Source organism: Mesorhizobium carmichaelinearum, from assembly GCF_900199455.1.
Taxonomy (GTDB): domain Bacteria; phylum Pseudomonadota; class Alphaproteobacteria; order Rhizobiales; family Rhizobiaceae; genus Mesorhizobium; species Mesorhizobium carmichaelinearum.
In genome coordinates, this window is the sequence record NZ_FZQR01000001.1 from 172,681 (window position 1) to 193,819 (window position 21,139).

21 protein-coding genes are annotated in these 21,139 nt (G+C 65.0%); 4 read left to right on the forward strand and 17 right to left on the reverse strand.

Features of this window, described 5'->3' with window-relative positions:
• Nucleotides 1-45: 45 nt before the first annotated feature.
• Nucleotides 46-831, forward strand: a complete 786-nt coding sequence (locus CKW40_RS00720) for an SDR family NAD(P)-dependent oxidoreductase (protein ID WP_095198047.1) — start codon at nt 46-48, stop codon at nt 829-831.
• A gap of 22 nt (nt 832-853) precedes the next feature.
• Here the strand turns inward: CKW40_RS00720 and CKW40_RS00725 are convergent, their stop codons facing one another.
• Entirely contained in the window at nt 854-1,468 is a 615-nt protein-coding gene (locus CKW40_RS00725; RefSeq protein WP_095198048.1) for an alpha-ketoglutarate-dependent dioxygenase AlkB, read from the reverse strand.
• Between the two features lie 132 nt (nt 1,469-1,600).
• Here CKW40_RS00725 and CKW40_RS00730 point away from each other — a divergent pair, with 132 nt between their 5' ends.
• Complete coding sequence (locus tag CKW40_RS00730) at nt 1,601-1,801, forward strand: KTSC domain-containing protein (RefSeq protein WP_056565368.1); 201 nt, start codon at nt 1,601-1,603, stop codon at nt 1,799-1,801.
• Nucleotides 1,802-1,822: 21 nt separating this feature from the next.
• Here the strand turns inward: CKW40_RS00730 and CKW40_RS00735 are convergent, their stop codons facing one another.
• The 8 genes from CKW40_RS00735 to cyoA all read right to left on the reverse strand — a co-directional run bounded on the left by CKW40_RS00735 (nt 1,823) and on the right by cyoA (nt 10,103).
• A complete protein-coding gene (locus CKW40_RS00735) occupies nt 1,823-3,091 on the reverse strand; it encodes a DUF763 domain-containing protein (RefSeq protein ID WP_095198466.1) in 1,269 nt (422 codons plus the stop codon).
• Between the two features lie 131 nt (nt 3,092-3,222).
• A complete protein-coding gene (locus CKW40_RS00740; RefSeq protein WP_198421132.1) occupies nt 3,223-3,759 on the reverse strand; it encodes a response regulator transcription factor in 537 nt (178 codons plus the stop codon).
• Complete coding sequence (locus tag CKW40_RS00745; RefSeq protein ID WP_095198050.1) at nt 3,749-5,098, reverse strand: ATP-binding protein; 1,350 nt, start codon at nt 5,096-5,098, stop codon at nt 3,749-3,751. The genes CKW40_RS00740 and CKW40_RS00745 overlap by 11 nt, the downstream gene beginning before the upstream one ends.
• Entirely contained in the window at nt 5,095-5,910 is an 816-nt protein-coding gene (locus tag CKW40_RS00750) for an SURF1 family protein (RefSeq protein WP_095198051.1), read from the reverse strand. Before CKW40_RS00750 ends, CKW40_RS00745 begins: the two co-directional genes overlap by 4 nt.
• Nucleotides 5,907-6,281, reverse strand: a complete 375-nt coding sequence (cyoD, locus tag CKW40_RS00755; protein ID WP_095198052.1) for a cytochrome o ubiquinol oxidase subunit IV — start codon at nt 6,279-6,281, stop codon at nt 5,907-5,909. The genes CKW40_RS00750 and cyoD overlap by 4 nt, the downstream gene beginning before the upstream one ends.
• The gene (gene cyoC, locus CKW40_RS00760) at nt 6,278-6,904 is read right to left on the reverse strand and encodes a cytochrome o ubiquinol oxidase subunit III (RefSeq protein ID WP_095198053.1); all 627 of its coding nucleotides are present in this window, start codon (nt 6,902-6,904) and stop codon (nt 6,278-6,280) included. The genes cyoD and cyoC overlap by 4 nt, the downstream gene beginning before the upstream one ends.
• A 9-nt stretch (nt 6,905-6,913) precedes the next feature.
• Nucleotides 6,914-8,911: a cytochrome o ubiquinol oxidase subunit I gene (gene cyoB, locus CKW40_RS00765; protein ID WP_095198054.1), complete on the reverse strand. Its 1,998-nt coding sequence runs from the start codon at nt 8,909-8,911 to the stop codon at nt 6,914-6,916.
• 10 nt (nt 8,912-8,921) lie between these two features.
• Nucleotides 8,922-10,103 carry a ubiquinol oxidase subunit II gene (gene cyoA, locus CKW40_RS00770; protein WP_095198055.1) on the reverse strand — a complete coding sequence of 394 codons (1,182 nt, stop codon included), beginning with the start codon at nt 10,101-10,103 and terminating at the stop codon, nt 8,922-8,924.
• Nucleotides 10,104-10,317: 214 nt separating this feature from the next.
• Between cyoA and CKW40_RS00775 the strand changes: the two genes are divergently transcribed.
• Nucleotides 10,318-11,640, forward strand: a complete 1,323-nt coding sequence (locus tag CKW40_RS00775; RefSeq protein ID WP_095198056.1) for an MFS transporter — start codon at nt 10,318-10,320, stop codon at nt 11,638-11,640.
• A gap of 16 nt (nt 11,641-11,656) precedes the next feature.
• Here the strand turns inward: CKW40_RS00775 and curA are convergent, their stop codons facing one another.
• The 5 genes from curA to CKW40_RS00800 all read right to left on the reverse strand — a co-directional run bounded on the left by curA (nt 11,657) and on the right by CKW40_RS00800 (nt 16,693).
• Nucleotides 11,657-12,676, reverse strand: a complete 1,020-nt coding sequence (gene curA / locus CKW40_RS00780; RefSeq protein ID WP_095198057.1) for an NADPH-dependent curcumin/dihydrocurcumin reductase — start codon at nt 12,674-12,676, stop codon at nt 11,657-11,659.
• A gap of 69 nt (nt 12,677-12,745) precedes the next feature.
• Nucleotides 12,746-13,927 (reverse strand): hypothetical protein, encoded by a 1,182-nt coding sequence (locus tag CKW40_RS00785; protein WP_095198058.1) that lies wholly within the window; start codon nt 13,925-13,927, stop codon nt 12,746-12,748.
• A gap of 36 nt (nt 13,928-13,963) precedes the next feature.
• A complete protein-coding gene (locus tag CKW40_RS00790) occupies nt 13,964-14,974 on the reverse strand; it encodes a succinylglutamate desuccinylase/aspartoacylase family protein (RefSeq protein ID WP_095198059.1) in 1,011 nt (336 codons plus the stop codon).
• Between the two features lie 3 nt (nt 14,975-14,977).
• Nucleotides 14,978-15,322, reverse strand: coding sequence for a RidA family protein (locus tag CKW40_RS00795; protein WP_095198060.1), 345 nt, complete (start codon nt 15,320-15,322; stop codon nt 14,978-14,980).
• 45 nt (nt 15,323-15,367) lie between these two features.
• Nucleotides 15,368-16,693, reverse strand: coding sequence for an alanine racemase (locus CKW40_RS00800; protein WP_095198061.1), 1,326 nt, complete (start codon nt 16,691-16,693; stop codon nt 15,368-15,370).
• Between the two features lie 78 nt (nt 16,694-16,771).
• Here CKW40_RS00800 and CKW40_RS00805 point away from each other — a divergent pair, with 78 nt between their 5' ends.
• The gene (locus CKW40_RS00805; protein ID WP_095198062.1) at nt 16,772-17,713 is read left to right on the forward strand and encodes an amidohydrolase family protein; all 942 of its coding nucleotides are present in this window, start codon (nt 16,772-16,774) and stop codon (nt 17,711-17,713) included.
• Here CKW40_RS00805 and CKW40_RS00810 read toward each other — a convergent pair.
• Genes CKW40_RS00810 through CKW40_RS00820 form a run of 3 tightly spaced genes read right to left on the reverse strand, consistent with a single transcriptional unit; the run spans nt 17,687 to nt 21,122 of the window.
• The gene (locus CKW40_RS00810) at nt 17,687-18,658 is read right to left on the reverse strand and encodes an ABC transporter permease (RefSeq protein WP_095198063.1); all 972 of its coding nucleotides are present in this window, start codon (nt 18,656-18,658) and stop codon (nt 17,687-17,689) included. The two genes, CKW40_RS00805 and CKW40_RS00810, sit on opposite strands and share 27 nt — an antisense overlap.
• Complete coding sequence (locus CKW40_RS00815) at nt 18,655-19,620, reverse strand: ABC transporter permease (protein WP_095198064.1); 966 nt, start codon at nt 19,618-19,620, stop codon at nt 18,655-18,657. Before CKW40_RS00815 ends, CKW40_RS00810 begins: the two co-directional genes overlap by 4 nt.
• Complete coding sequence (locus tag CKW40_RS00820) at nt 19,617-21,122, reverse strand: sugar ABC transporter ATP-binding protein (RefSeq protein ID WP_095198065.1); 1,506 nt, start codon at nt 21,120-21,122, stop codon at nt 19,617-19,619. The genes CKW40_RS00815 and CKW40_RS00820 overlap by 4 nt, the downstream gene beginning before the upstream one ends.
• Between the last annotated feature and the right edge of the window lie 17 nt (nt 21,123-21,139).

Consider the following 21,139-nt stretch of genomic DNA (forward strand, 5'->3'; position numbering starts at 1 on the left):
AAACTCAGAACCGGGTTTTTGATAGCGCATGAAGGAGCTTTCCCGATGAAGGATTTCGACGGCAAGGTGGCATTGGTGACGGGGACGACCGGCATCGCGCTCGCCACAGCAAGGCGGCTGGCGCAAGGGGGTGCGGCGATCATCGCCTGCGGCATCGACCGGGCAGCCAATGCCGCCATGCAGGAAAGCCTTGCCAAGGCCGGAGCGAGTGCGCTGGTGCAAACGGTTGACGTCTCGGTCTCCGATCAGGTGCGCGACGCGGTCGCGGCCGGTGTCGCGAAATTCGGCGGCATCGACGTCATCGTCAATTCCGCCGCGGTCCATCCCTATGGCACAGCGACGACGACCGATTGGGAAACCTGGAACCGGGCGATGACGGTCAATGTCGGCTCGATCTACCTGACCGCCCATTTCGGCATCCCGGAAATGATCAAGCGCGGTGGCGGCGCCATCGTCAACGTCGCCTCAGTGCAGGGCTTCGCCTGCCAGCAGAACGTCGCCGCCTATGCCACGACCAAGGGCGCTATCCACACGCTGACGCGCTCGCTGGCGCTCGACTACGCGGCATCAGGCATAAGGGTGAATTCGGTCAGCCCGGGCTCGATCCGCACGCCGATCCTGGAGAAAGCCGCACGCGGCGACAGTGGCAGCGATGCCGATGTCGAAGAGGCCTACCGGCGCTTCGGCGCGGCCCATCCGCTCGGCCGCATCGGCGAGCCGGAGGAAGTGGCCGAACTCATCGCTTTCCTGTGCTCGTCCAAGGCCAGCTTCTGCACCGGCGCCGACTACAGAATAGACGGCGGCCTGACTGCCGGCATCGGCGTGAAGTAGAGCCTCGGCGATCGGCTTGACCTCAGGGATTTTGAGAGCGCAGCGTCCGCAAGGTGATGGAGTAGCGATGCTCGGCGAGCGGCGGGATGCTGTGCTCCCACTCCGTGCGCGAAGGCCCGGTCATCAGATAGGCTGATCCTGGCTCGACGACGATGGTCCGGCGCTCCCATTTGTCGCCGTTCTTTCGCCGCAGCCGAAAGCTGCAGGGCGCCAGCAGCGAAACGCCGGCGACATCCTCGAAATGCGGCTTGTCGCGATGCCAGCCTATACCGGCGCCAGGCCGGTATTCATTGATCAGCACCTGCGCGAAGGCCTCGACAGGCCGGCGCGCAAAGGCCGCGACCTTCTCTCGCATGGGCAGCAGGAAGTCGGGAATCGGCGCCGCCTCGACGACTTCACGCCGGTCATAGTCGTAGCGCAGGCCAAACCCGACGACACGCCGGTTTGCCAGATGGCCGTGGAAATCAAACGCCTGGAACGGTAGTCTCTCAAGATGCCGCGCAAGCTCTGTCGCTTCCTGAGGCGTGATCAATTCGGGCTGGTAGGCAAAACCCTCGGGCAATTCCTCAGCAGCCCCAAAGAGATCATGCTGGAATGCCGGAGTGTGGCCGGTGGCTTTCAATTTGAGTGGCGACATCCCGCCTAGATGGTGAGGGCTGAGCGACCGGGCAATACCGAGCCGCGCCGCCATGCTTGATGTGCGGGGGCAACGGCGGGGAACCGGACCCATGGCTGGCGAATTTATCTGGCTGGGCAGTCAGGTGCCAACATGCCATCGACCGCGATCCGAAACACACAATACGATCCCGCCACCAGAACCCTCTCCGTCTGGTTCGTGCCGAGCGGCCATCGCTACGACTATGCGGACGTTGCCCCGGCAACCTATGCCGCTTTCAGGAAGGCCGCCTCGAAAGGCCGCTTCTTCAACGAATTCATCCGCGATCACTACAGCTACCGCCGCGTGGCATGACGCGGAGGGTTGGTTGCCTTGTCACGCCTTCTTGTCCAACTCCGCCGGCGCCTTGTCCGGCGCCGGTTCCCAACCAAAGACGCTACGGCCGCCGAGCAGGTGCGATTGGTCGAATTCGCCGGCGACGATCTCCTTCAGGCTGGGGCCGGTGACGTACCGCTCGACCTGCCGCGACTGATCGTCGAGCCGCCGCAGCGCGCCGATTTCCTCTTCACGGCCAAGTTTGGCTTTCTGTACTGCGGACTTCAGCACGCCGATTGTCTCGTCATAGACCTTGAGCGGAACAGGAAACGGGTGCCTGTCCTTGCCGCCATGGGCGAGTGAGAAACGGCCCGGGTCCGAAAACCGGCACGGCGCGCCATGCACCACTTCGGCAACGAGGGCCAATGCGCGCACGGTGCGCGCGCCTACGCCGGGAACCAGGAGAAGCTCGGAGAAATCCGCCGGACCGCGTTCGGCGGCCGCCGCCATGTTTCCATGCAGGCGGCGCATGACGACATCGCTTTCGCGCACGTCATGGTGCGCCGGCATGACCAGATGCGGCAGCAGCGGCTGCTCCGGAGCCGACACCGTGCCCGGCTCTAGGTCTAGGGCAGCGAATTCCCGGAGGATGCGGTCCGGGCCGAGGTCCTGGAGCAGGTCCAGCTGTCCCTGGCGCGAGGCCTCGGCGCGGCGGTCGGTCAGGTTTACGATCTCGCCCTGGTTGGCGCCCTCGATGGCGGCGTGCGGCTGATCGACGAAACTCTTCAGACCTTCGGACAGCCAATGGTAGCGCCGCGCCACCTTGCTGTCGCCGTTCATGCCTTGCTGCACCACCACCCAGTCGCCGTCATCGGTGACGATGAAGCCGTGCAGATAGAGGTCGAAGCCATCCTGGACGGCGGCACTGTCGACCTTGGCCACAAGCCGGCTGGCGGTTGCCAGGCGCGTGCCGTCGAAGCCGATGCGCTCGCCGATCGCGGCAAGCTCATGCGGGGTCTTGCGCGAATGCGCGCCACGACCGCCGCAGACATGAATGCCGAGTTCTCCCGACAGCGGCGTCAGACCGCGTTTCAAGGCGCCGACGACGCTGGTCGTGATGCCGGACGAGTGCCAGTCCATGCCCATGACGGCGCCGAAGGACTGGAACCAGAACGGATGCGCCAGCCGCCGCAGCAATTCGTTGCGGCCATAATGGTGGATGATCGCTTCGCACATGACCGCGCCAAGGCGCGTCATGCGGTCGCCCAGCCATTTCGGCACGCGTCCGCCATGAAGTGGAAGATCCGCACTGCCCGATCGTTGCGCCAATTTTTTTGCCTGTTCCGTATCTGTCCACACAGATAGGCATCCCAGGCCGCACAAGGAAGCTTTGAATGCTACCGCTCGAATTGCCGATGAACTAAATCGATTTCGGCACGATCGTCACACGGCGCTTCCTGCTATCGCACCACGCGTTTCTCGAGCTTGCGGGCCAGGGTGCGCCGGTGCAGGCCGAGCCGGCGCGCGGTTTCGGAGATGTTGAAGCCGGTCTCGACGAGCGTTTCGTGGATGCGCTCCCATTCGAGGTTCTTAATCGAAGTGGGACGATTGCTGACGGAAACCGAAACATCGCCCTCGGCCCGACCGAAGGCGGCTTCGATGTCGTCGGTGTTGGCGGGCTTGGCCAGGTAATGACATGCGCCGAGTTTGATCGCCTCGACTGCGGTGGCGATGCTGGCAAAGCCGGTCAGCACGACGATCCTCATCGAAGCATCGCGGGCGCTGAGCAGCTTGACGCATTCCAGCCCGGAGCCGCCGGCGCCAAGCTTGAGATCAACGACGGCGTAGGTCGGAACCGCCGTTTCGAGGGCGCGAACCAAGTCTTCCCTGCCATGGCAGACCATCACGTCGTAGTCGCGCTTTTCGAAAGAGCGTTTCAGCGTCTTCGCGAAGGTGGCGTCGTCCTCGACGATAAACAGGGATCGATCAGGCCTCACGATCATCTCCATCGGTCAGCGCCGCGAGCGGCAGCGAGAGCGTAACACAGGCTCCCTGCTCCAGGTTACGCGCTGAAAAGTCGCCTCCCAACTTTCGAACCACGTTGACGACGAGGAAAAGGCCGAGGCCACCGCCCGGCCGTCCCTTGCTCGACATATAGGGCTGGCCGAGTGCGGCCAGAATAGCCTCGTCGAAACCTGGCCCGCGATCGCGCACGGCAATCACCAGTTTCTCGCCCTGCCGTTCGGCAGTGACGCCAATCCAATCGGGCGAGGCTTCCTGGGCGTTGTCGAACACGTTGAAGATGACCTGCTTCAGCGCCGTGTCGGAGACGATCTGCTCGTCGGGTTCGAAATCGTTGCTGTACTCCAGATTGAGCGGCTGGCGGCTGACACGCCATTCCTGGACCAGGTCATCGATGAAATGGCGGATGCTGGTGCGGATCGTGCCTTCGCCCCGCGCCTGTCCCGACGACATCAGGATGCCCGAGACGATGCTTTTGCAGCGCTCGATCTGCGCCTGCATTTCGGCGACGTCCCCGGCAAGTTCGCGGTTGCGGGTGACGCTGCGCATCTGGCGCCAGTCGGAGAGGATCACGGATATGGTCGAAAGTGGCGTGCCCAGCTCGTGCGCGGCGCCCGAGGCGAGCAGGCCCATGCGCACAATGTGATCCTCCTCGGCCGAGTGCTGGCGCAGGTCGGCGAGATAGGCATCGCGCTCGCGCAGATTGCGGTTGATGCGCGTCATGAAGATCACGATCAGGCCGGCCGCCAGCACGAAGCAGATGAACATGCCCCTGATGTGCAGGGCCAGCAGGTCGCTGCCGCCGTGATGCGGGATGGCGATCGGCTGGAACTGGAAGGTGAGGAAGACGAAGCAGGCGGAAGCGGCGGCCACCAGGCTCCAGGTCGACCAGGGTGTCAGCAGCGCGGCGCCAAGCGTGATCTGCAAGAGGTAGAGCGACACGAACGGGTTCGAGGCACCGCCGCTGAGGTAGAGCTGGGTGGTCAGCGCCGCCATGTCGAAAATCAGCGCGACGAACAGCTGCGCGTTTCTGATCGGGCGCTGGCCGCGCGAAGCCAGCAGGCTGAAGATGTTCAGCCCGACCAGGAAAAGCACGACGCCGGCCATCTCCGGCAGCGGCAGCGGGATATCGAACCAGTATTCCGTCACCAGAATGGTGAGCACCTGACCCGCCACCGCCAGCCAACGCAGCTGGATGAGCAGGAGCAGGTTCTTCCTGCTCGCCGCGCCGGGATCCGAGACCGTGCCGCCGTTACCCGCAAGGGATACCGCGAAGGATTTCTCGTTGCGAAGCGTTTGCGTCGGGAGGCTCATCGTGCCGGTCCTCGCCGCCAGCGGGCGCCGATCATCGGCGCGGCCAGGGCCGCGGCAAGCATCGCAGCGAGCGTGAACCAGGTCAAAGCATAGACCAAATGGCTGTTGCGGAAAGTCACGACGGTCAGACCACCGCGCGGCCAGCCGCCGGATGCTTCCGCATCGACGAAATAGGGGGCGACGTTGTTTGTCAGGCCGCGTGCGGTTGCGATGGCGGCGACGTCGCGCGAATACCAGCGATTGCCCGCAGCATCGTTGTTGCGCAGGAAGCCACCGCCGGGCTCGCTCATGCGCAACAGCCCGTCAATGGCTGCCGGCGCGGCGAAGCCGCCACTCTCCCGCTCGAACTCGGTCTTGCGCTCCTGGGGAATGAAGCCGCGGTTGACCAGCACGGCAAAGCCACGGTCGGTCCGCAGCGGCGTCAGCACCCAATAGCCGCCGCCAAGCTCCGTCACCGCTTGCACCAGCGTGTTGGCGCCGCCCAGAAAGTGCCCGGCCAATCGCACATGGCTGTACTCGTAACCGGCCGCGGTCATGCCGTTCCAGTTCGCCGGGCCGGGCGCATCGGCAACGGGAGCATGGATGCGTTGGTCGACGCGGGCGATCAGGTCGAGCTTCCAGACCCGCCTTTCAAGCTGCCATATGCCGAGCCCGAGAAACACCAGCACGCCGAGGAGCCCGAGCAGTGCGAGGAAAAGCCGCGACGCGGGCGATCTGCCGACGTCCTTTCGTGGCGCGGCGGGCAAACCAATGCCGGCCTGCCCGATCCGTGCTTCGGCAGTGGTCCTCCCCGCGCCCGGCGCCGGGCTCATGGCATCTCGCGCATGTCGTGCAGCCCCGGCATCATGTTGGCATTGAGGTGGTACATCACCCAGAGCGAGCCGGTCAGCACGATGACGACCAGGATCAGCGTGAAGATCAGGGCCAGCATCGACCAGCCTCCCTCCGAGGCGGTGTTCATATGCAGGAAGAAGACCATGTGGACGACGATCTGCACCACCGCGAAGGCCATGATGACGATGGCCGTGGCCTGCTTGTTGTCGATGGCGCCGCTCATGACCAGCCAGAACGGAATGGCGGTCAGGATCACCGACAGGATGAAGCCAATCAGATAGCCCCTGAACGATCCATGCGCGGCTCCGCCATGGGCGTGGCTGTGATCGGTGTGATCATGAGCGCTCATCGCAACATCCCCATCAGATAGACGAAGGTGAAGACGCCGATCCAGACGACGTCGAGAAAATGCCAGAACATCGAGAGGCACATCAGCCGGCGGCGATTGGCCTCGGTGAGGCCGAACCGGGCGACCTGCGTCATCAGCGTCACCATCCAGACAATGCCGAAGGTGACGTGCAGGCCGTGCGTTCCAACCAGGGTGAAGAAAGACGACAGGAAGGCGCTGCGCTGTGGCGTGGCGCCTTCATGGATCATGTGCGCGAATTCGTAGAGCTCGATCGACAGGAAGGCGAGGCCGAACAGCCCGGTTACGGCAAGCCAGGCTTGCGTCGCCGCGACGCGGCCCTTGTCCATGGTCAGCATGGCAAAACCATAGGTGATCGAGGACAAGAGCAGCATGGTGGTGTTGACCGCCACCAGATCGAGATCGAACAGGTCCTTCGGCGCTGGCCCCGCCGCGTAATTGCCGCCGAGCACGCCATAGGCCGCGAACAGCATGGCGAAGATCAGGCAGTCGCTCATCAGATAGAGCCAGAAGCCAAGCATGGTGCTGCTGCCTTCGGCATGCGCATGCTCTTCTTCCAGATGGAAGACCGGTTCAGTGCCGGCCATGGTTGCTGTCGATGCCATGCTCAAACCCTAGCCCTGGGCGGCGAGGAGCGTCGTCCTCGCCGCCTCCGTCTGCGTGACTTCGGCAGCCGGAATGTGGAAGTCGCGGTGATAGTTGAAAGTGTGGCCGATCGCGGTGGCGATCAGGCAGACGAAGCTCAACGCGGCCAGCCACCAGATGTACCAGATCAGGCCGAAACCGAGCGCGACGCTGAAGGCGGCCAGGATGACACCGGTGCCGGTGTTGCTGGGCATATGGATCGGCTTGAAGCCCGAGAGCGGCCTGATGTAGCCGGCCTTCTTCATGTCCCACCAGGCGTCGTTGTCGCGCACCACAGGCGTGAAGGCGAAGTTGTAGGCGGGCGGCGGCGAGGAGGTCGACCATTCGAGCGTGCGGCCGTCCCAGGGATCGCCGGTCGGATCGGTCAGCGCCTCGCGCTTGCGGATGGAAACGAAGATCTGGATCAGGAAGGCGGCGATGCCGAAGGCGATCAGCACCGCGCCGAAGGCGGCGATGACGAACCAGATCTGCAGCGAGGGATCGTCGAAGACGCGCATGCGTCGTGTCACGCCCATCAGGCCGAGAATGTAGAGCGGCATGAAGGCGAACCAGAAGCCGACCACCCAGCACCAGAACGAGACCTTGCCCCAGAACGGATCGAGCTTGAAGCCGAAGGCCTTGGGCCACCAGTAGGCGATGCCGGCGAACAGGCCGAACAGCACGCCGCCGATGATGACGTTATGGAAATGCGCGATCAGGAACAGGCTGTTGTGCAGCACGAAGTCCGCCGGCGGCACGGCAAGCAGCACGCCGGTCATGCCGCCGACGACGAAGGTCAGCATGAAGGCCATCGTCCACATCATCGGCAGTTCGAAGCGGATCCGGCCGCGATACATTGTGAACAGCCAGTTGAAGATCTTCGCTCCGGTCGGGATCGATATGATCATCGTCGTGATGCCGAAGAAGGAATTGACGCTGGCGCCGGAGCCCATGGTGAAGAAGTGGTGCAGCCAGACCAGGTACGACAGGATGGTGATGACCACCGTGGCGTAGACCATCGAGGTGTAGCCGAACAGGCGCTTGCCGGAGAAGGTCGAGGTGACCTCGGAAAAGACGCCGAACAGCGGCAGGATGAGGATGTAGACTTCCGGGTGACCCCAAATCCAGATGAGGTTCACATACATCATCGGGTTGCCGCCGAAATCGTTGGTGAAGAAATTGGTGCCGACATAGCGGTCGAGCGCCAAGAGCGAGAGCACCGCCGTCAGCACCGGGAAGGACGCCACGATCAGCACGTTGGTGCAGAGCGACGTCCAGGTGAAGACGGGCATGCGCATCATTGTCATGCCGGGCGCGCGCATCTTGATGATGGTGCAGATCAGGTTGATGCCCGACAACGTCGTGCCGACGCCCGCCACCTGCAGCGCCCAGATGTAATAGTCGACGCCGACGTCAGGACTGTAGCCGATGCCGGAGAGCGGCGGATAGGCGAGCCAGCCGGTGCGGGCGAATTCACCGACGAACAGCGAGGCCATGACTAGGATGGCGCCGCCAACCGTCATCCAGAAGCTGAAATTGTTGAGGAAAGGGAAGGAAACGTCGCGCGCGCCGATCTGCAGCGGCACGACGAAGTTCATCAGGCCGGTGACGAAGGGCATCGCCACGAAGAAGATCATGATCACGCCGTGGGCGGTGAAGATCTGGTCGTAGTGATGTGAATTGAGGTAGCCCTCGGAACCGTTGAAGGCGATGGCCTGCTGCAGGCGCATCATGATGGCGTCGGAGAAGCCGCGCAGCAGCATGACGAGGCCGAGCACCATGTACATGATGCCGATCTTCTTGTGGTCGACGCTGGTGAACCACTCGCGCCAGAGGTAGCCCCACAGTTTGAAGTAGGTGATCACGCCGAGAAGGGCGATGCCGCCGAGCGCCACCGCGGCGAAGGTGGCGACGACGATCGGCTCGTGCAACGGCAGCGCGTCCAAGGTGAGACGGCCGAAGATGAATTTGGTCAGCGTATCGGGCATCTTCTGTCTCTCACAATTCGCGCCGCAGCAGGCCAAGCGACGGCGTATCCGCCTCGGCGCGACGGCTCTCGGTTCCGGGCCTGAGCAGCCCCGCCCCGCGCAGCGGGGAAAGATTCCTGGCCGGCCAATCCGTCGGCGTGGCATTGCTGGCAGCGCGCGCCGCAGCAGCCGCCTCCTCCGCCGTGCAGATGCTGGCGACATAGAACGGATCGTTGCCGAACACCGCGCCGCGCCGGGCGAGCTTGTCATATTGCAGCGGCAGCGTGTTGCGCACACCCGCAAGACCGAGGCCGCCCTTGGCGTCGATCGACATCATCTCGTTCATGCACATCTTGCTGCGCTCGACGCACAGATTGAGAATGGCGCCGTAAAGGTCGGGATCGACGGAGGCATAGTGGCGTACCGGCTCGTTCTCGCTCGGCTTTTCGAGTTCGAGATAGCTCTCGCGGCTGAGCGCCGCCGACGCGGTCCTGGCCTGCGCCACCCACTGCTCGAAAGCCTGGTCGGACAGGCCGTGGAAGGCGAAGCGCATGCCGGAAAAACCGGCGCCGCTGTAATTGGCCGAGAAGCCGCTATAGGTGCCCGGCCGGTTGATGACGGCGTGCAGCTTCGTCTCCATCGCCGGCATGGCATAGATCTGCCCGGCAAGGGCTGGAATGTAGAAGGAATTCATCACCGCCGACGAGGTGATGCGGAAGTCGATCGGCTGGTTGACCGGCGCCGCCAGTTCGTTGACGGAGGCGATGCCGTAGTCGGGATAGATGAAGAGCCATTTCCAGTCGAGCGCCACGACCTCGACCCGGAGCGGCTTGTGCAACTGGGTAACGGGCTGGCCGGGCTCGATGCGGTCGATGCGGCGGTACGGGTCGAGCAGATGCGTGCCGAGCCAGGTCAGCGCGCCAAGGCAGATGATGATGAGCAGGGGCGCCGCCCAGATCACCAGTTCCAGCTTCGTCGAATGATCCCAGTCCGGCGCATAGGTCGCCGAGGCGTTGGACTGCCGGTAGCGCCAGGCGAAGAAGACAGTCAGCGCCATGACCGGGACGATGATGACCAACATCAGCAGGGTCGAGACCACGAGCAGGTCGCGCTGCTGGGCCGCGACATCGCCGGCGGGTGCCAGTACGACCAGATCGCAGCCGCTCAACAGCCCGGCCAGGGGAAACAGAAGCAAGGCTCCAAATCGTTTCATCAAACGCTGCCCTCGATGGACCGCCGCAACCGTTCATGTTGCAGTGCGGTATCGATCAAGGGCTACTGCTCGCGGCGCTGTGGTAACATTGGACAATTTGTCCAATGCCCAGCCGGCATGCCTTTGGCGCAGTGTGCAGTGCACAATGGAACCCTTGGGGAATCCCCAGAATTGGGTCCCGGACACTTCATTCCACGCGGTGGCGACGGATAAGATGGCTCAGACTTCGACTGCCGAAACGAACAGCGAACTGATCGGCTCGCACCATGGCCAGGTCAGCGCCGGCGATATCGCGGTCGGCGTGATCGTCGGCAGGACGTCGGAGTTCTTCGACTTCTTCGTCTATGCGATCGCGTCCGTCATCGTGTTTCCCAAGTTGGTGTTTCCGACGCACGATCCGCTTGCCGGAACGCTCTATTCCTTCTCCATATTCGCGCTCGCCTTCGTCGCGCGCCCGTTCGGCTCCGTGCTGTTCATGGCCATCGATCGCGCCTATGGCCGCGGCGCGAAACTGACGATCGCGCTGTTCCTGCTCGGCACGTCGACCGTCGCCATCGCGTTTCTGCCGGCCTATGGCGACATCGGTGCGGTCGCGGTATGGCTTTTGGCGCTTGCCCGTATCGGCCAGGGGCTGGCGCTCGGCGGAACGTGGGACGGTCTGCCCTCGCTGCTGGCGCTCAACGCGCCTGAGAATCGGCGCGGCTTCTATGCCATGATCCCGCAATTGGGGGCGCCGATCGGCCTCATCGTGGCAAGCTCCCTCTTCGCCTTCTTCGTCGCCAATCTGTCGGCCGACGACTTCTTCTCCTGGGGCTGGCGCTATCCCTTCTTCGTCGCCTTCGCCATCAATGTCGTGGCGCTGTTCGCCAGGCTGCGCATTGTCGTCACGCCCGAATTCTCGAAACTGTACGAGAGCGGTGACCTGCAGCCGACGCGCATAAGGGACACGATCCGGGCCGAGGGCCACAACGTCGTCATCGGCGCCTTCGCACCACTGGCGAGTTTCGCGCTGTTTCACATGGTGACGGTGTTTCCGCTTTCCTGGGTGTTCCTGTTCACCAATGAGGGGCCGGCACGCTTCCTGATGATCGAGGCGGTGAGCGCGCTGTTCGGCATCGCGGCCATCGTCGCATCGGGGCCACTGGCCGATCGCGTCGGACGCCGTGCGCTGCTCGGCGGTTCGGCGATCGCCATCGCGACCTTCAGCGGCTTTGCCCCGCAGCTTCTGGACGGCGGCGCCATCGGCGAGGCGCTGTTCATGGTGTTGGGCTTCATCCTGCTGGGGCTGAGCTTCGGGCAATCGTCGGGCGTCGTCGCCTCGAGCTTTTCCCGGCAGTATCGCTATACCGGCTCGGCGATCACCTCGGATCTGGCATGGATGTTCGGCGCCGGCTTCGCGCCGCTCGCCGCCCTGCTGCTGGCCGGCAATTTCGGCCTCATCGCCGCTGGCGCCTATCTGCTGTCGGGCGCTGCCTGCACATTGCTTGCGCTGTGGATCGACGGGCGCCGCCCGGCCGCAGACCGTCAACCCGACTGACTTTCGCCCGACGCAATTATTGCGCGACCCGCACGATGAGCTTGCCGAAATTCTTGCCTTCGAGAAGCCCGAGGAAAGCCTGCGGCGCATTCTCCAGGCCATCGACGATATCTTCCCTGTAGCGGACCTGGCCGGACGCGATCCACCCGGCCATCTCGCGATAGAAGGCCGGGCGCTGGTCGACAAATTCGCGCTGGATGAAGCCCCTGATCGTCAGGCTGCGGTGAAGCACCTGCTGCATCAGCGTCGGCAGCCGGTCGGTACCGGAAGCAGCGACGGTGTTGTATTGCGCGATCAAGCCGCAGACAGGCACGCGCGCGAACTCGTTTAGCAGGGGAAACACCGCATCCCAGACAGGACCGCCGACATTCTCGAAATAGACGTCGATGCCATCCGGGCAGGCCGCCTTTAGCTGCTCGGCGAAATCGTCGGCCCGGTGATCGACGACCGCGTCGAAGCTGAGCTCCTGCCGCACGAAGGCGCATTTGTCGGCACCGCCGGCGATGCCAACGGCGCGCGCGCCCTTGATGCGTGCGATCTGGCCGACGGCCGAGCCGACCGCGCCGCTGGCCGCCGCAACGACCACGGTCTCGCCGGCCTTTGGCTGTCCGATCGTCAGCAGGCCGGCATAGGCGGTGAAACCCGGCATGCCAAGCACGCCAAGCGCGGTTGTGACGGGTGCCGCCGCGGGATCGAGCTTGTGCAGCCCGACACCGTCGGACAGGGCAAAACCCTGCCATCCCGAGTGGGACAGCACGATATCGCCTTCCGCGAAATCGGCATGGCGGGATCTGACGACGCGCGCAACAGTGCCGCCTTCCATCACGCCGTCGATCTCGACCGGCTTGGCGTAGGATCTGGCGGCGTTCATGCGGCCGCGCATATAGGGATCAAGCGACAGATAGAGGATCTGGAGCAGCAGTTCGCCCTCGCCCGGCTCGGCGATCCCGACGGACTCGATGCGGAAGTCGCCCGGCTTCGGCCGGCCTTGCGGTCGTGCCGCCAGCACGATGCGGGTGTTCGTCTCGGTCGACATTGGGTGCTCCCTTCGAACGACGTTCTACGCGAAGAACCTATCGGATGGCGAGGCGCATTGGCGATCGGCTCAAGGTCGCCGGGCAACACCGATCCAGTCTAGCCGCGCGGCGGGAATGAGGCCGTAATTGTAGAAATTGATGCCGTCGACATCGGACGCCAGCGCCGGCTTCACTTTGGCCGTGAGGATGTCTGGGCCGGCCATTTCCGGATAGAACAACCGATAGCCGGCGCCGAGGAATTTTTCCGCGCCGAGTGCTGCCCGGCCGGCCGCCATCAGACTCGTGACGTCGGCGGCCTGCATGTCGTAGGCACACAGGATCGCCCCGTCGCAGACTTTGCCGAGTGCCGCCAGATCGCAGCCGCCAAGCCAGCCGTCCTTGAGGTCGATGATGACGACGGCCGTCCTGGAGTCAGCAACTTCGCGCAATTCCGCGACAAGGCTGGTCACCGGCTCGAACCGCCAGTCGAGATAGGCGTGGAGTTCCGGCCAGGGCCGAAACGTCTCGAGGCCGCTCGCCGGAAAATCCGGAAACCGCCGCTGCGGCACCGCGCGCTCGCAGGTCTCGGTGATCCATTGGCGGACCAATTTGCGCGCCGGCTCGCCATCTATTCCCGCGCCGGCGGCCCGGGCCAGGCAGGACGGGCAGAAGCACAGAGACAGCAGAAAATCGTCCTCCGGCGTCAGCCCGACACCATCCTTCTCGTGATGGTATTCGTGGGCGAAGCCCATGAAGGACGGGCTCTCAAGCTCGATCCTGTCCGGCCTGTAGCTGTGCGAGATATCGGCGACCAACGCACGGACATAGGCGCGCGCATCCGGATGCGAGGGACAGAGATTGTAGTAATTGGCATCGCCAAAGGCGTTGCGGGTGACGGCTTGCGGATGAAGCATGCCAAGCCGCGTATTGTGCAGGCAAACCGTCCAGCAGGAGACGCCGAGCCCACCAGCCTCACGCCTGCGGACGAGGTCGCCAAGCACATCGCCGCCATGCGTAATCACGTGGGCAACTTTCGGCTGGATCGTGAGTCCGGCCCAGCGCGACGGCGTCGGCTTGAAATAGATGGTGCCGTCCTCGGGAAAATAGGCTTTGCGGCGCGGGCTGCGCGGCTGCAGGAAGCGGCCGGCATGATACGACGTCGCAAGGCTGATCATGTTGAGCCCGGCGCGCTGGACAAGATCGCGCTCGACCGTCTCCAGGCCCAGATCCTGGACATCCCAGGGGTAGGTCCACATGGACAATTGTTGCATGGAATATCCTCGTGGATGTTTTGCGGAACTATTCTGTCAGCCGTCGACCGGCTCGGCGACCTGCATGAGGCAGTCGCCCGCCTCGCACATCGTGTGCAGCCGGCGTGAAAGCACGATGCCGGCTTCGGCGAAATGCAAGGCTTCCTCGGCAAGGTCGAGCCGTTCGAGGTCGTGATACCAGCCGGCCAATTGCCCAGAAGTTACACTGTCGCCGAGCCTGACGGCGGGTTCGAACCAGCCGCGACGGGTGGCATAGAGACCCTGGCTGTGCCGGGACAGCGAAAGCAGCCGCATCGGCGCCGAAGGCTTTTCGCCCGTGCCAAGAACCGGTGCGTCGATCACACCCAGCGCCATCATCAGACTGTCGAGCGCACGCGCCGTGATCGCCATCGTGTCGACGGTGGCGGTGCCGCCGCCGCCGAACTCGCCGCTGACGCCGATGGCGCCGGCACGCCGTGCCGCGCCCATGGAGGTCGGCGAAGCCTCACCATTGTCGGCCACGAAGCCGTAAGGCATGCCGAGCGTGCGCATCAATTCGACCCCGCGAGCGTGGCGGACAGGATCGGTGTTGCGCTCGACAAGGGCAGTCGGCAGATGTTCCATCGAGGTGCCGCCCGAATGGATGTCGAAGACGACGTCATGGCGAGGAAAGAGTTCGCTCTCCAGGAAATTCGCCAGCCGGCCTGTCGGCGTACCAGACGGGTCGCCCGGGAAAGCGCGGTTGAGATTGCCGCCGTCGAGCGGCGAGCAACGTTTGGCGGCCATCACCGCCGGCACGTTGGCCATCGGCAGGATGGTGATGCGGCCCTTGATCCGCTTCGCATCGAGCCGGCGCATCAGCCTGGCCAGCGACAGCTCGCCTTCATATTCGTCGCCGTGATTGCCGGCCATCAAAAGCAGAGACGGGCCGTCGCCGTTGCGGATGAGGCAGATCGGCACCTTGACCTGGTAGTAGGGCGAGCGGTCGATCGAGAACGGAATGCTGAGATGGCCTGATGTCTTGCCATCGCTGTCGAAGTCGAGCGTGTGGGCGAGACCGGTATGCATGGTTCAGACCGCCGCCACCGCGGTGACTTCAATGCGCAGGTCAGGGTCGGCGAGACGCGCTTCGACGCAGGCGCGCGCCGGCAGGCGTTCGGGATCGACCCAGGCGTCGTAGATGCTGTTCATGGCGTCGAAATCGCCGATCTGCGGCAGGAAGATGTTGACGGCCACCAGCTTCGACTTGCTGGTGCCGGCCTCGGCGAGGAGCGCATCGATCTTGGCCAGCACATCGCTGGTCTGGGCTTCGATGCCGGCCTTGCGGTTGTCGGGCACCTGGCCGGCAATGTGGACGAGGCCGCCATAGACGACCGCCTGCGACATGCGGGAGCCGGACTGGAAATACTTGATCATATCGCATCCTTTCAGTTCGTTTTGTCGCGGCCGACGCGGATCCGGTCAGCCGAAATAGGTTGGGAAGGCATGGCGGACATGCCCGGTCTCGTCGAGGCCGAAGATGACGCGGTAGCGGTCGAGGCAGGTGCAGGGGTGCGATATGCCGAACTCGACGACATCGCCGACAGCCAGATCCGTGCCCGGTTCCAGCGCCAGGAAGGCGTGCTGGTCATTGAGCTTGACGACCTTGGCGTTCGCCAGCGCGCCAGCCTGCAACTTGCCGGCGCGATGAATCGCGAGCGGAACCGCAAATCCCTGGTCGAACGACACGTCGCGCATGCCCATGCCGCAGATCGCCAGGCCGGGTTCCGGCCGCGACAGCACTTCGGCCCACAGCCGCAGCGCCGGGCGGAACGATTGCCTGGCAGACACCTTTTCACCCGCGATGGCGAACCCCTGGCGCGCGTCGAGCACACCGAGCGAGCGGTCATAGGTTCCGTGGTCATGGAAGAAGATGGCGCCGCTGCGCAATACCAGGGTGGCGTTGCCGTCCCGCGAGACGACAGGCGACAGCGCGGCGACAACCTTGTCGAAGAAAATCGAGCCGCCGGCCGTCACCACCAGCGGAGCCTGGCCGCCAAGCCGGGCGCGCAGCCGCAGGAACATGTCCGAAATCATCGCCAGCAGGTCTGATATCACCGCGTCGGTGCGGCCGGCGGCGGGCTGCGCGGCGGCGCCCTCATAGGTCGCGACGCCGGCGATCAGCAGGCGGCCACCGGTCGCCATCACCGCATCGGCGATCGCCTCGGCTTCAGCCGTGGTGCGCGCGCCCGCCCTGCCCGCGCCCAGTTCGACCAGGACGCGCAAGGGAGCGAGTTCGGCATGGGCACGCCAGGCTCCGGCTAGCGCGTTGACGGCGTCGACCGAGTCCGCGAACACGAGAAGCTCGGCATCCGGCCAGGCGCCGGCGAGCGTTGCCAGACGGCTTGCGCCACCGCTGCCGCCAACCTCGTTGGCGATGATCAGCCGGGAAAGCCCGGCCTTGAGCATCACCGTCGCCTGGCGGATATCGGCGACCGTCGTGCCCCAGGCGCCGGCCTCGACCAGCGACCGGGCCAGATCGGGCGCCATCGGCGTCTTGGCATGCGGCGCGACCGCGACGCCCTGTTCACTGATATACCGCAGGAACAGGTCGCGATTGGCGGCGAAGGCCGCCTCGTCGAGGGTGAGCACAGGCAGCGCCATACGGCCGTCAGCCGGACGCCAGCCTTGCTGCCCGACCAGGCTGGAGTCCAGCCCGGCCGTGCCGGGCGGCACGCCGCGGATACGGTCGTCGAGGACAAAATTTTCGCGCACGCCAAGCGGCCGGACTGGTGAGTTTTGCGTCATCCGATGCTACCCCTTTTCGCCGTCGCGAAACGACAGCCGAGCCGATTTCCCGTCCCGGTCATGCCATGAGAGACTTCCGTGCCAAAACCCTATTCCGGACCGATCGTCGATGCCCACCATCATCTCTGGGATCTCGACCTTGGCCGGCACCCGTGGTTGGCGGCGACCGCCGGCGAACGCGGCGGCCTGGGCGAGCTCGGCCCGTTGCGCCGCAACTATCTTCCGCAGGATTTTTCGCGCGACGCCGCCAGGCACGATGTCGTTGCCACCGTCCATGTTGAAGCCGGCTGGGCGAGCGATGACTGCGTCGGCGAGACGCGCTGGCTGGAAACGCAAGACAAGTCGCAAGGCGTGGCGGCCCGCTATGTCGTCCGCGTGCCGCTGGCGAGCCCCGGGGCGCCGGCGCTGATCGAAGCGCAGGCCGCTTTCGATCGCACCGTCGGCGTGCGCGACATATTGAGCTGGGACCCTGATCCTACCCGGCGCTTCGCTGCCCGAGACGGCATCATGGACGAGCCGGCATGGCGCGCCGGCCTGGCCTTGCTCGGCGCTCACCAACTCGCCTTCGACCTGATGGTGTTCCCGCGCCAGCTTGCCGATGCTGCCCGGCTGGCGGCCGCGTTTCCCGGCCAGCAATTCGTCCTCAACCATTGCGGCAGCCCGATCGACCGCGACGCCGAGGGCATGCGGCGCTGGCGCGAAGGACTGCGCGCCTTGGCGCGCCACGAAAACGTCGCCGTGAAGATTTCGGATCTGGTCGCCTATGATCACAACTGGACGCTCGACAGCCTGCGGCCGGTGGTGCTGCATTGCATCGACTGCTTCGGCAGCGATCGCGCCATGTTCGGCAGCGATTTTCCGGTCGCCGGCCTGCACGCTTCGTTTGATGACATATACGACGGCTTCAAGACCATTGCGGCGGACCTTTCCACAGACGAGCAGGCAGCCCTGTTCTTCGGCAATGCGAAACGGATTTACCGGCTGGACGAATTGTCATCGGCGGGCCTGCTCCCGGCCTGAGAGCAGCAGCAGGCCGAGGATCAGTGATCCGAACAGGATGCTGCGCCAGCCGGGCGATGCGTTGACGACGGTGATCAGCGCGGTGATCGTGACCAGCAGGACCGCGCCCGGGATGGTGCCGGCATAGGTGCCGAGCCCGCCGAGGATGGAGGTGCCGCCAAGCACCACGGCAGCGATCGAAGCCAGAAGATAGGGATCGCCGATCCCGACATAGCCCTGTCCGTTCATGCCCAGCACGAGCACGCCCGCGAGGCCCGAGGTGAAGCCGCTGATGCCGTAGACGGCGAGCGTCGTCGAAGCCACCGGCACCCCCGACAGCGAAGCGGCGAGCGGATTGGCACCCATAGCGAAAATGCGCGCGCCGAATGGCGTCGCATGCATGACCGTCAGCACAATCGCCGAGACGATGACCCACAGGACAATGCCGGCCGGAATGCCGGCCGGCCGCGCATTGCCAAGCCAGTGCACCAGCGGGTTTTCGGCGGTCACGGCGCTGCCGCCGGCAATGATAATCAGCAGGCCCTGCAGGAAGGTCGCCATGGCCAGCGTCATGATCATCGGATGAACGCGCAGCAACGCCACGCCCAGTCCATTGATCGCACCGATGACTGTCGTCAGCGCGAGCACGGCGAGGATGGAGGCAAGCCCGGTGGGATCCGCTGGCCACGACAGCAGCGGCAGGCTGATGGCGCTGACGGTGACGATCGCGGCGACCGAAAGGTCGATACCGCCGGCGATCACGACAAAGGTCTGGCCGGCCGCGACCAGCCCGATGACGGCGCCGAGTTCAACCAGATAGCGCAGATGGCCATAGGCGCCGAAGCCGCGCGAGGCGAAGCTGGCCCCGATCCAGACGGCGGCGACGATGACAACGGTCAGGAACGGCCGGCTGCGCAGGATCGCCAAGGCGCGTTTACCGCCTACACTCTCATTCCATGCCGTCATTGCTGCACCTTGCGGAATTGCGGGATGGCGACCGCCCCGATGATGATGAGGCCCTGGGCGACATACTGCGCCACCGGGGTGAAGCCGAGGAAGAACATGACACTGATCATCAGGCTGAGCAGCAGGCTGCCGGCGAGCGCGCCGCGCATCGTGCCCTGCCCTCCGAGGAAGCCGATGCCGCCGAGCACGGCGGCGGCGATCGAGTTCAGCGTGAAGGCCGTGCCGATGACCGGATCTCCCGATCCCGTCTGCGCGGCGACAAACAGGCCGGCGCCCGTGGAGAGCAAGCCACTGATCGCATAGGCAGCGACGCGCGCGGCGTCGACCGGCACGCCGGAGCGATAGGCGCCGACCGGATTTTCGCCGGCGGCATAGAGGCTCAGCCCAAGCGGCGTGGCGAGATAGAGCTTCCACAGCAAGACGATCGCCACCAAAAGCACGAAGGCCGCCGGCGTGTTGCCGGCAAGCAGGTCGGACAGCCATGCCGGAATGGCACCACCCGGCCTGGGCAGGACCAACAGTGCCGCGCCGCCGATGATGAAGGAACCGGCAAGCGTCACAACGATTGCCGGGAGGCGAAGCCTGACGACGATGAAGCCGGTCGCCGTGCCGATACCGAGGCCGGTCAGCGCCACAGCGGCGGCGCCGCCCGCGACGCCGAGCGGGCCGGCCATCGTCGTCGCGGCGATGACCGCGCCAAGGCTGACGGTGGCGCCGATCGCCAGGCTGATGCCGCCGGTGAGCATGAGGATCGCCTGCGCCATCGCGACCAATGCCAGCGGGAACCAGCTCTGGGTGAATTTGGCGAAGCCGGAAGCCGAAAACAGGCCCGGAAACAGAACACCATAGGCAACGAGAAACGCCAGCACGACGATGAACAGGCTGCGCACGCCGATGTTGCGGCGCATCTGCACTGGCCAGTAGAGGGCGCCGGCGGACTTTGCGGGGGAAACAGTGCTCATGCCGCGACCTTCCGGTCCTCGGCGCCCATCGCCGCCGAAACAATGGTCTCCTCGCTCAGCGCCCCGCGCTCGAGCGTGGCGACGATACGGCCCTCACGCACCACCGCGACGCGGTCGCACAGATGCACCAGTTCCGGCGTGTCGGAACTGAGCAGCACGACGGCCTTGCCGGCGGCGGCGAAGGCGCGAAGCATCAGGTAGATTTCGCGCTTGGTCTCGACATCGACGCCGCGCGTCGGGTCGTTTAGCAGAAGCACGAGCGGGTCGTGCGGCATCCATTTCGCCAACGCCACCTTCTGCTGGTTGCCGCCGGAGAGAGCCTGTGCCGCTCGGGCGAGGTCGCCCTTGATGCCGAGCTGGGCGGCAAGGCCTCTGGCCGTCTCGCGCTCGGCCCGGCGGCTGCGCAGCTTCAGCGCCGGCAGTCTGGCGAAGGCGGGCAGCATCATGTTGGTGATGATGGGATGGATCAGGTGCAGGCCTTCACGCTTGCGATCGGCCGGCACATAGGCAAGGCCAAGCGCATTGGCTTTCGGTACGCCGCCGGGCAGCCCCGGGACACCATTGACGCTCGCCGATGCGGTCCTGGCCGGAATCGCGCCGTAAAGTCCGAGCAGCAGATCTTCCTGCCCCTGCCCGACCAGGCCGCCAATGCCCAGCACCTCGCCCGTCCTGACGTCGAGATCGACGTCGCGCATCAGGCCCGCGGAAAAATTGCGGACCGAGATGGCGTCGGCCGGCGATTTTGAAGTCTGCCATTGCGGAAAGAGATCGCCGGGGTCGCGGCCGACCATCAGGCGCACAAGCCCGGCGGCGTCGGTTCCCGCCAGCGAGCGGTCCGCAGTGCAGATGCCATCCTTGAGGACGGTGACATGCTGGCAGAGCGCCATCACCTCGTTCAACCGGTGCGAGATGTAGAGAATGGCGATGCCTTCGCCGCGGAGCCGTTCCAGCAGGTCGGTCAGGATTTTCGTCTCGGTCGCCGACAGCGACGAGGTGGGTTCGTCGAGGATGAGCACGCGTGGCTTGCGGTAGAGCGCCTTGGCGATCTCGACCATCTGCCGGCGCCCGAGTGACAGATGCCCGACAGGCGTCGACAGCGGTTCGTGCAGCCCGACCAGTTCGCACGCCGCCCTGGCCCGGGCGGCAAGCGCGGTGTAGTCGATCAGGCCGAGCCGCCTGGGATAGGCGCCGAGGCCGATGTTTTCGGCAATCGACAGGCTGGCCGTCAGGCTGAGCTCCTGCTGCACGACGGCAATGCCCGCCTGCCGGGCAAGCGCCGGCGTCATGCGCGACACCGCCCGCCCCTCGACCTCGATGGCCCCGCCATCCGGGCGCAACGCCCCGGACAAGAGGTTGATCAGCGTCGACTTTCCCGCGCCGTTCTCGCCGAGCAGCGCATGCACGCGGCCCGGCTGGAGAGCGATGGAGACGTCGCGCAGGACGGGGTTGCCGAAGAAAGACTTCGACACCCCCCGCGCCGCGAGCAGCGGAGCCGTGGTCATCAACGCTACAACCCTTC

Bases quoted from the DNA above. Each gene is read 5' to 3' on its own strand.
- CKW40_RS00720 (WP_095198047.1), top strand. From the start codon at position 46: ATGAAGGATTTCGACGGCAAGGTGGCATTGGTGACGGGGACGACCGGC.
- CKW40_RS00725 (WP_095198048.1), bottom strand. From the start codon at position 1,468: ATGTCGCCACTCAAATTGAAAGCCACCGGCCACACTCCGGCATTCCAG.
- CKW40_RS00730 (WP_056565368.1), top strand. From the start codon at position 1,601: ATGCCATCGACCGCGATCCGAAACACACAATACGATCCCGCCACCAGA.
- CKW40_RS00745 (WP_095198050.1), bottom strand. From the start codon at position 5,098: ATGAGCCTCCCGACGCAAACGCTTCGCAACGAGAAATCCTTCGCGGTA.
- CKW40_RS00750 (WP_095198051.1), bottom strand. From the start codon at position 5,910: ATGAGCCCGGCGCCGGGCGCGGGGAGGACCACTGCCGAAGCACGGATC.
- cyoD (WP_095198052.1), bottom strand. From the start codon at position 6,281: ATGAGCGCTCATGATCACACCGATCACAGCCACGCCCATGGCGGAGCC.
- cyoC (WP_095198053.1), bottom strand. From the start codon at position 6,904: ATGGCATCGACAGCAACCATGGCCGGCACTGAACCGGTCTTCCATCTG.
- cyoB (WP_095198054.1), bottom strand. From the start codon at position 8,911: ATGCCCGATACGCTGACCAAATTCATCTTCGGCCGTCTCACCTTGGAC.
- cyoA (WP_095198055.1), bottom strand. From the start codon at position 10,103: ATGAAACGATTTGGAGCCTTGCTTCTGTTTCCCCTGGCCGGGCTGTTG.
- CKW40_RS00775 (WP_095198056.1), top strand. From the start codon at position 10,318: ATGGCTCAGACTTCGACTGCCGAAACGAACAGCGAACTGATCGGCTCG.
- curA (WP_095198057.1), bottom strand. From the start codon at position 12,676: ATGTCGACCGAGACGAACACCCGCATCGTGCTGGCGGCACGACCGCAA.
- CKW40_RS00785 (WP_095198058.1), bottom strand. From the start codon at position 13,927: ATGCAACAATTGTCCATGTGGACCTACCCCTGGGATGTCCAGGATCTG.
- CKW40_RS00790 (WP_095198059.1), bottom strand. From the start codon at position 14,974: ATGCATACCGGTCTCGCCCACACGCTCGACTTCGACAGCGATGGCAAG.
- CKW40_RS00795 (WP_095198060.1), bottom strand. From the start codon at position 15,322: ATGATCAAGTATTTCCAGTCCGGCTCCCGCATGTCGCAGGCGGTCGTC.
- CKW40_RS00800 (WP_095198061.1), bottom strand. From the start codon at position 16,693: ATGACGCAAAACTCACCAGTCCGGCCGCTTGGCGTGCGCGAAAATTTT.
- CKW40_RS00810 (WP_095198063.1), bottom strand. From the start codon at position 18,658: ATGACGGCATGGAATGAGAGTGTAGGCGGTAAACGCGCCTTGGCGATC.
- CKW40_RS00815 (WP_095198064.1), bottom strand. From the start codon at position 19,620: ATGAGCACTGTTTCCCCCGCAAAGTCCGCCGGCGCCCTCTACTGGCCA.
- CKW40_RS00820 (WP_095198065.1), bottom strand. From the start codon at position 21,122: ATGACCACGGCTCCGCTGCTCGCGGCGCGGGGGGTGTCGAAGTCTTTC.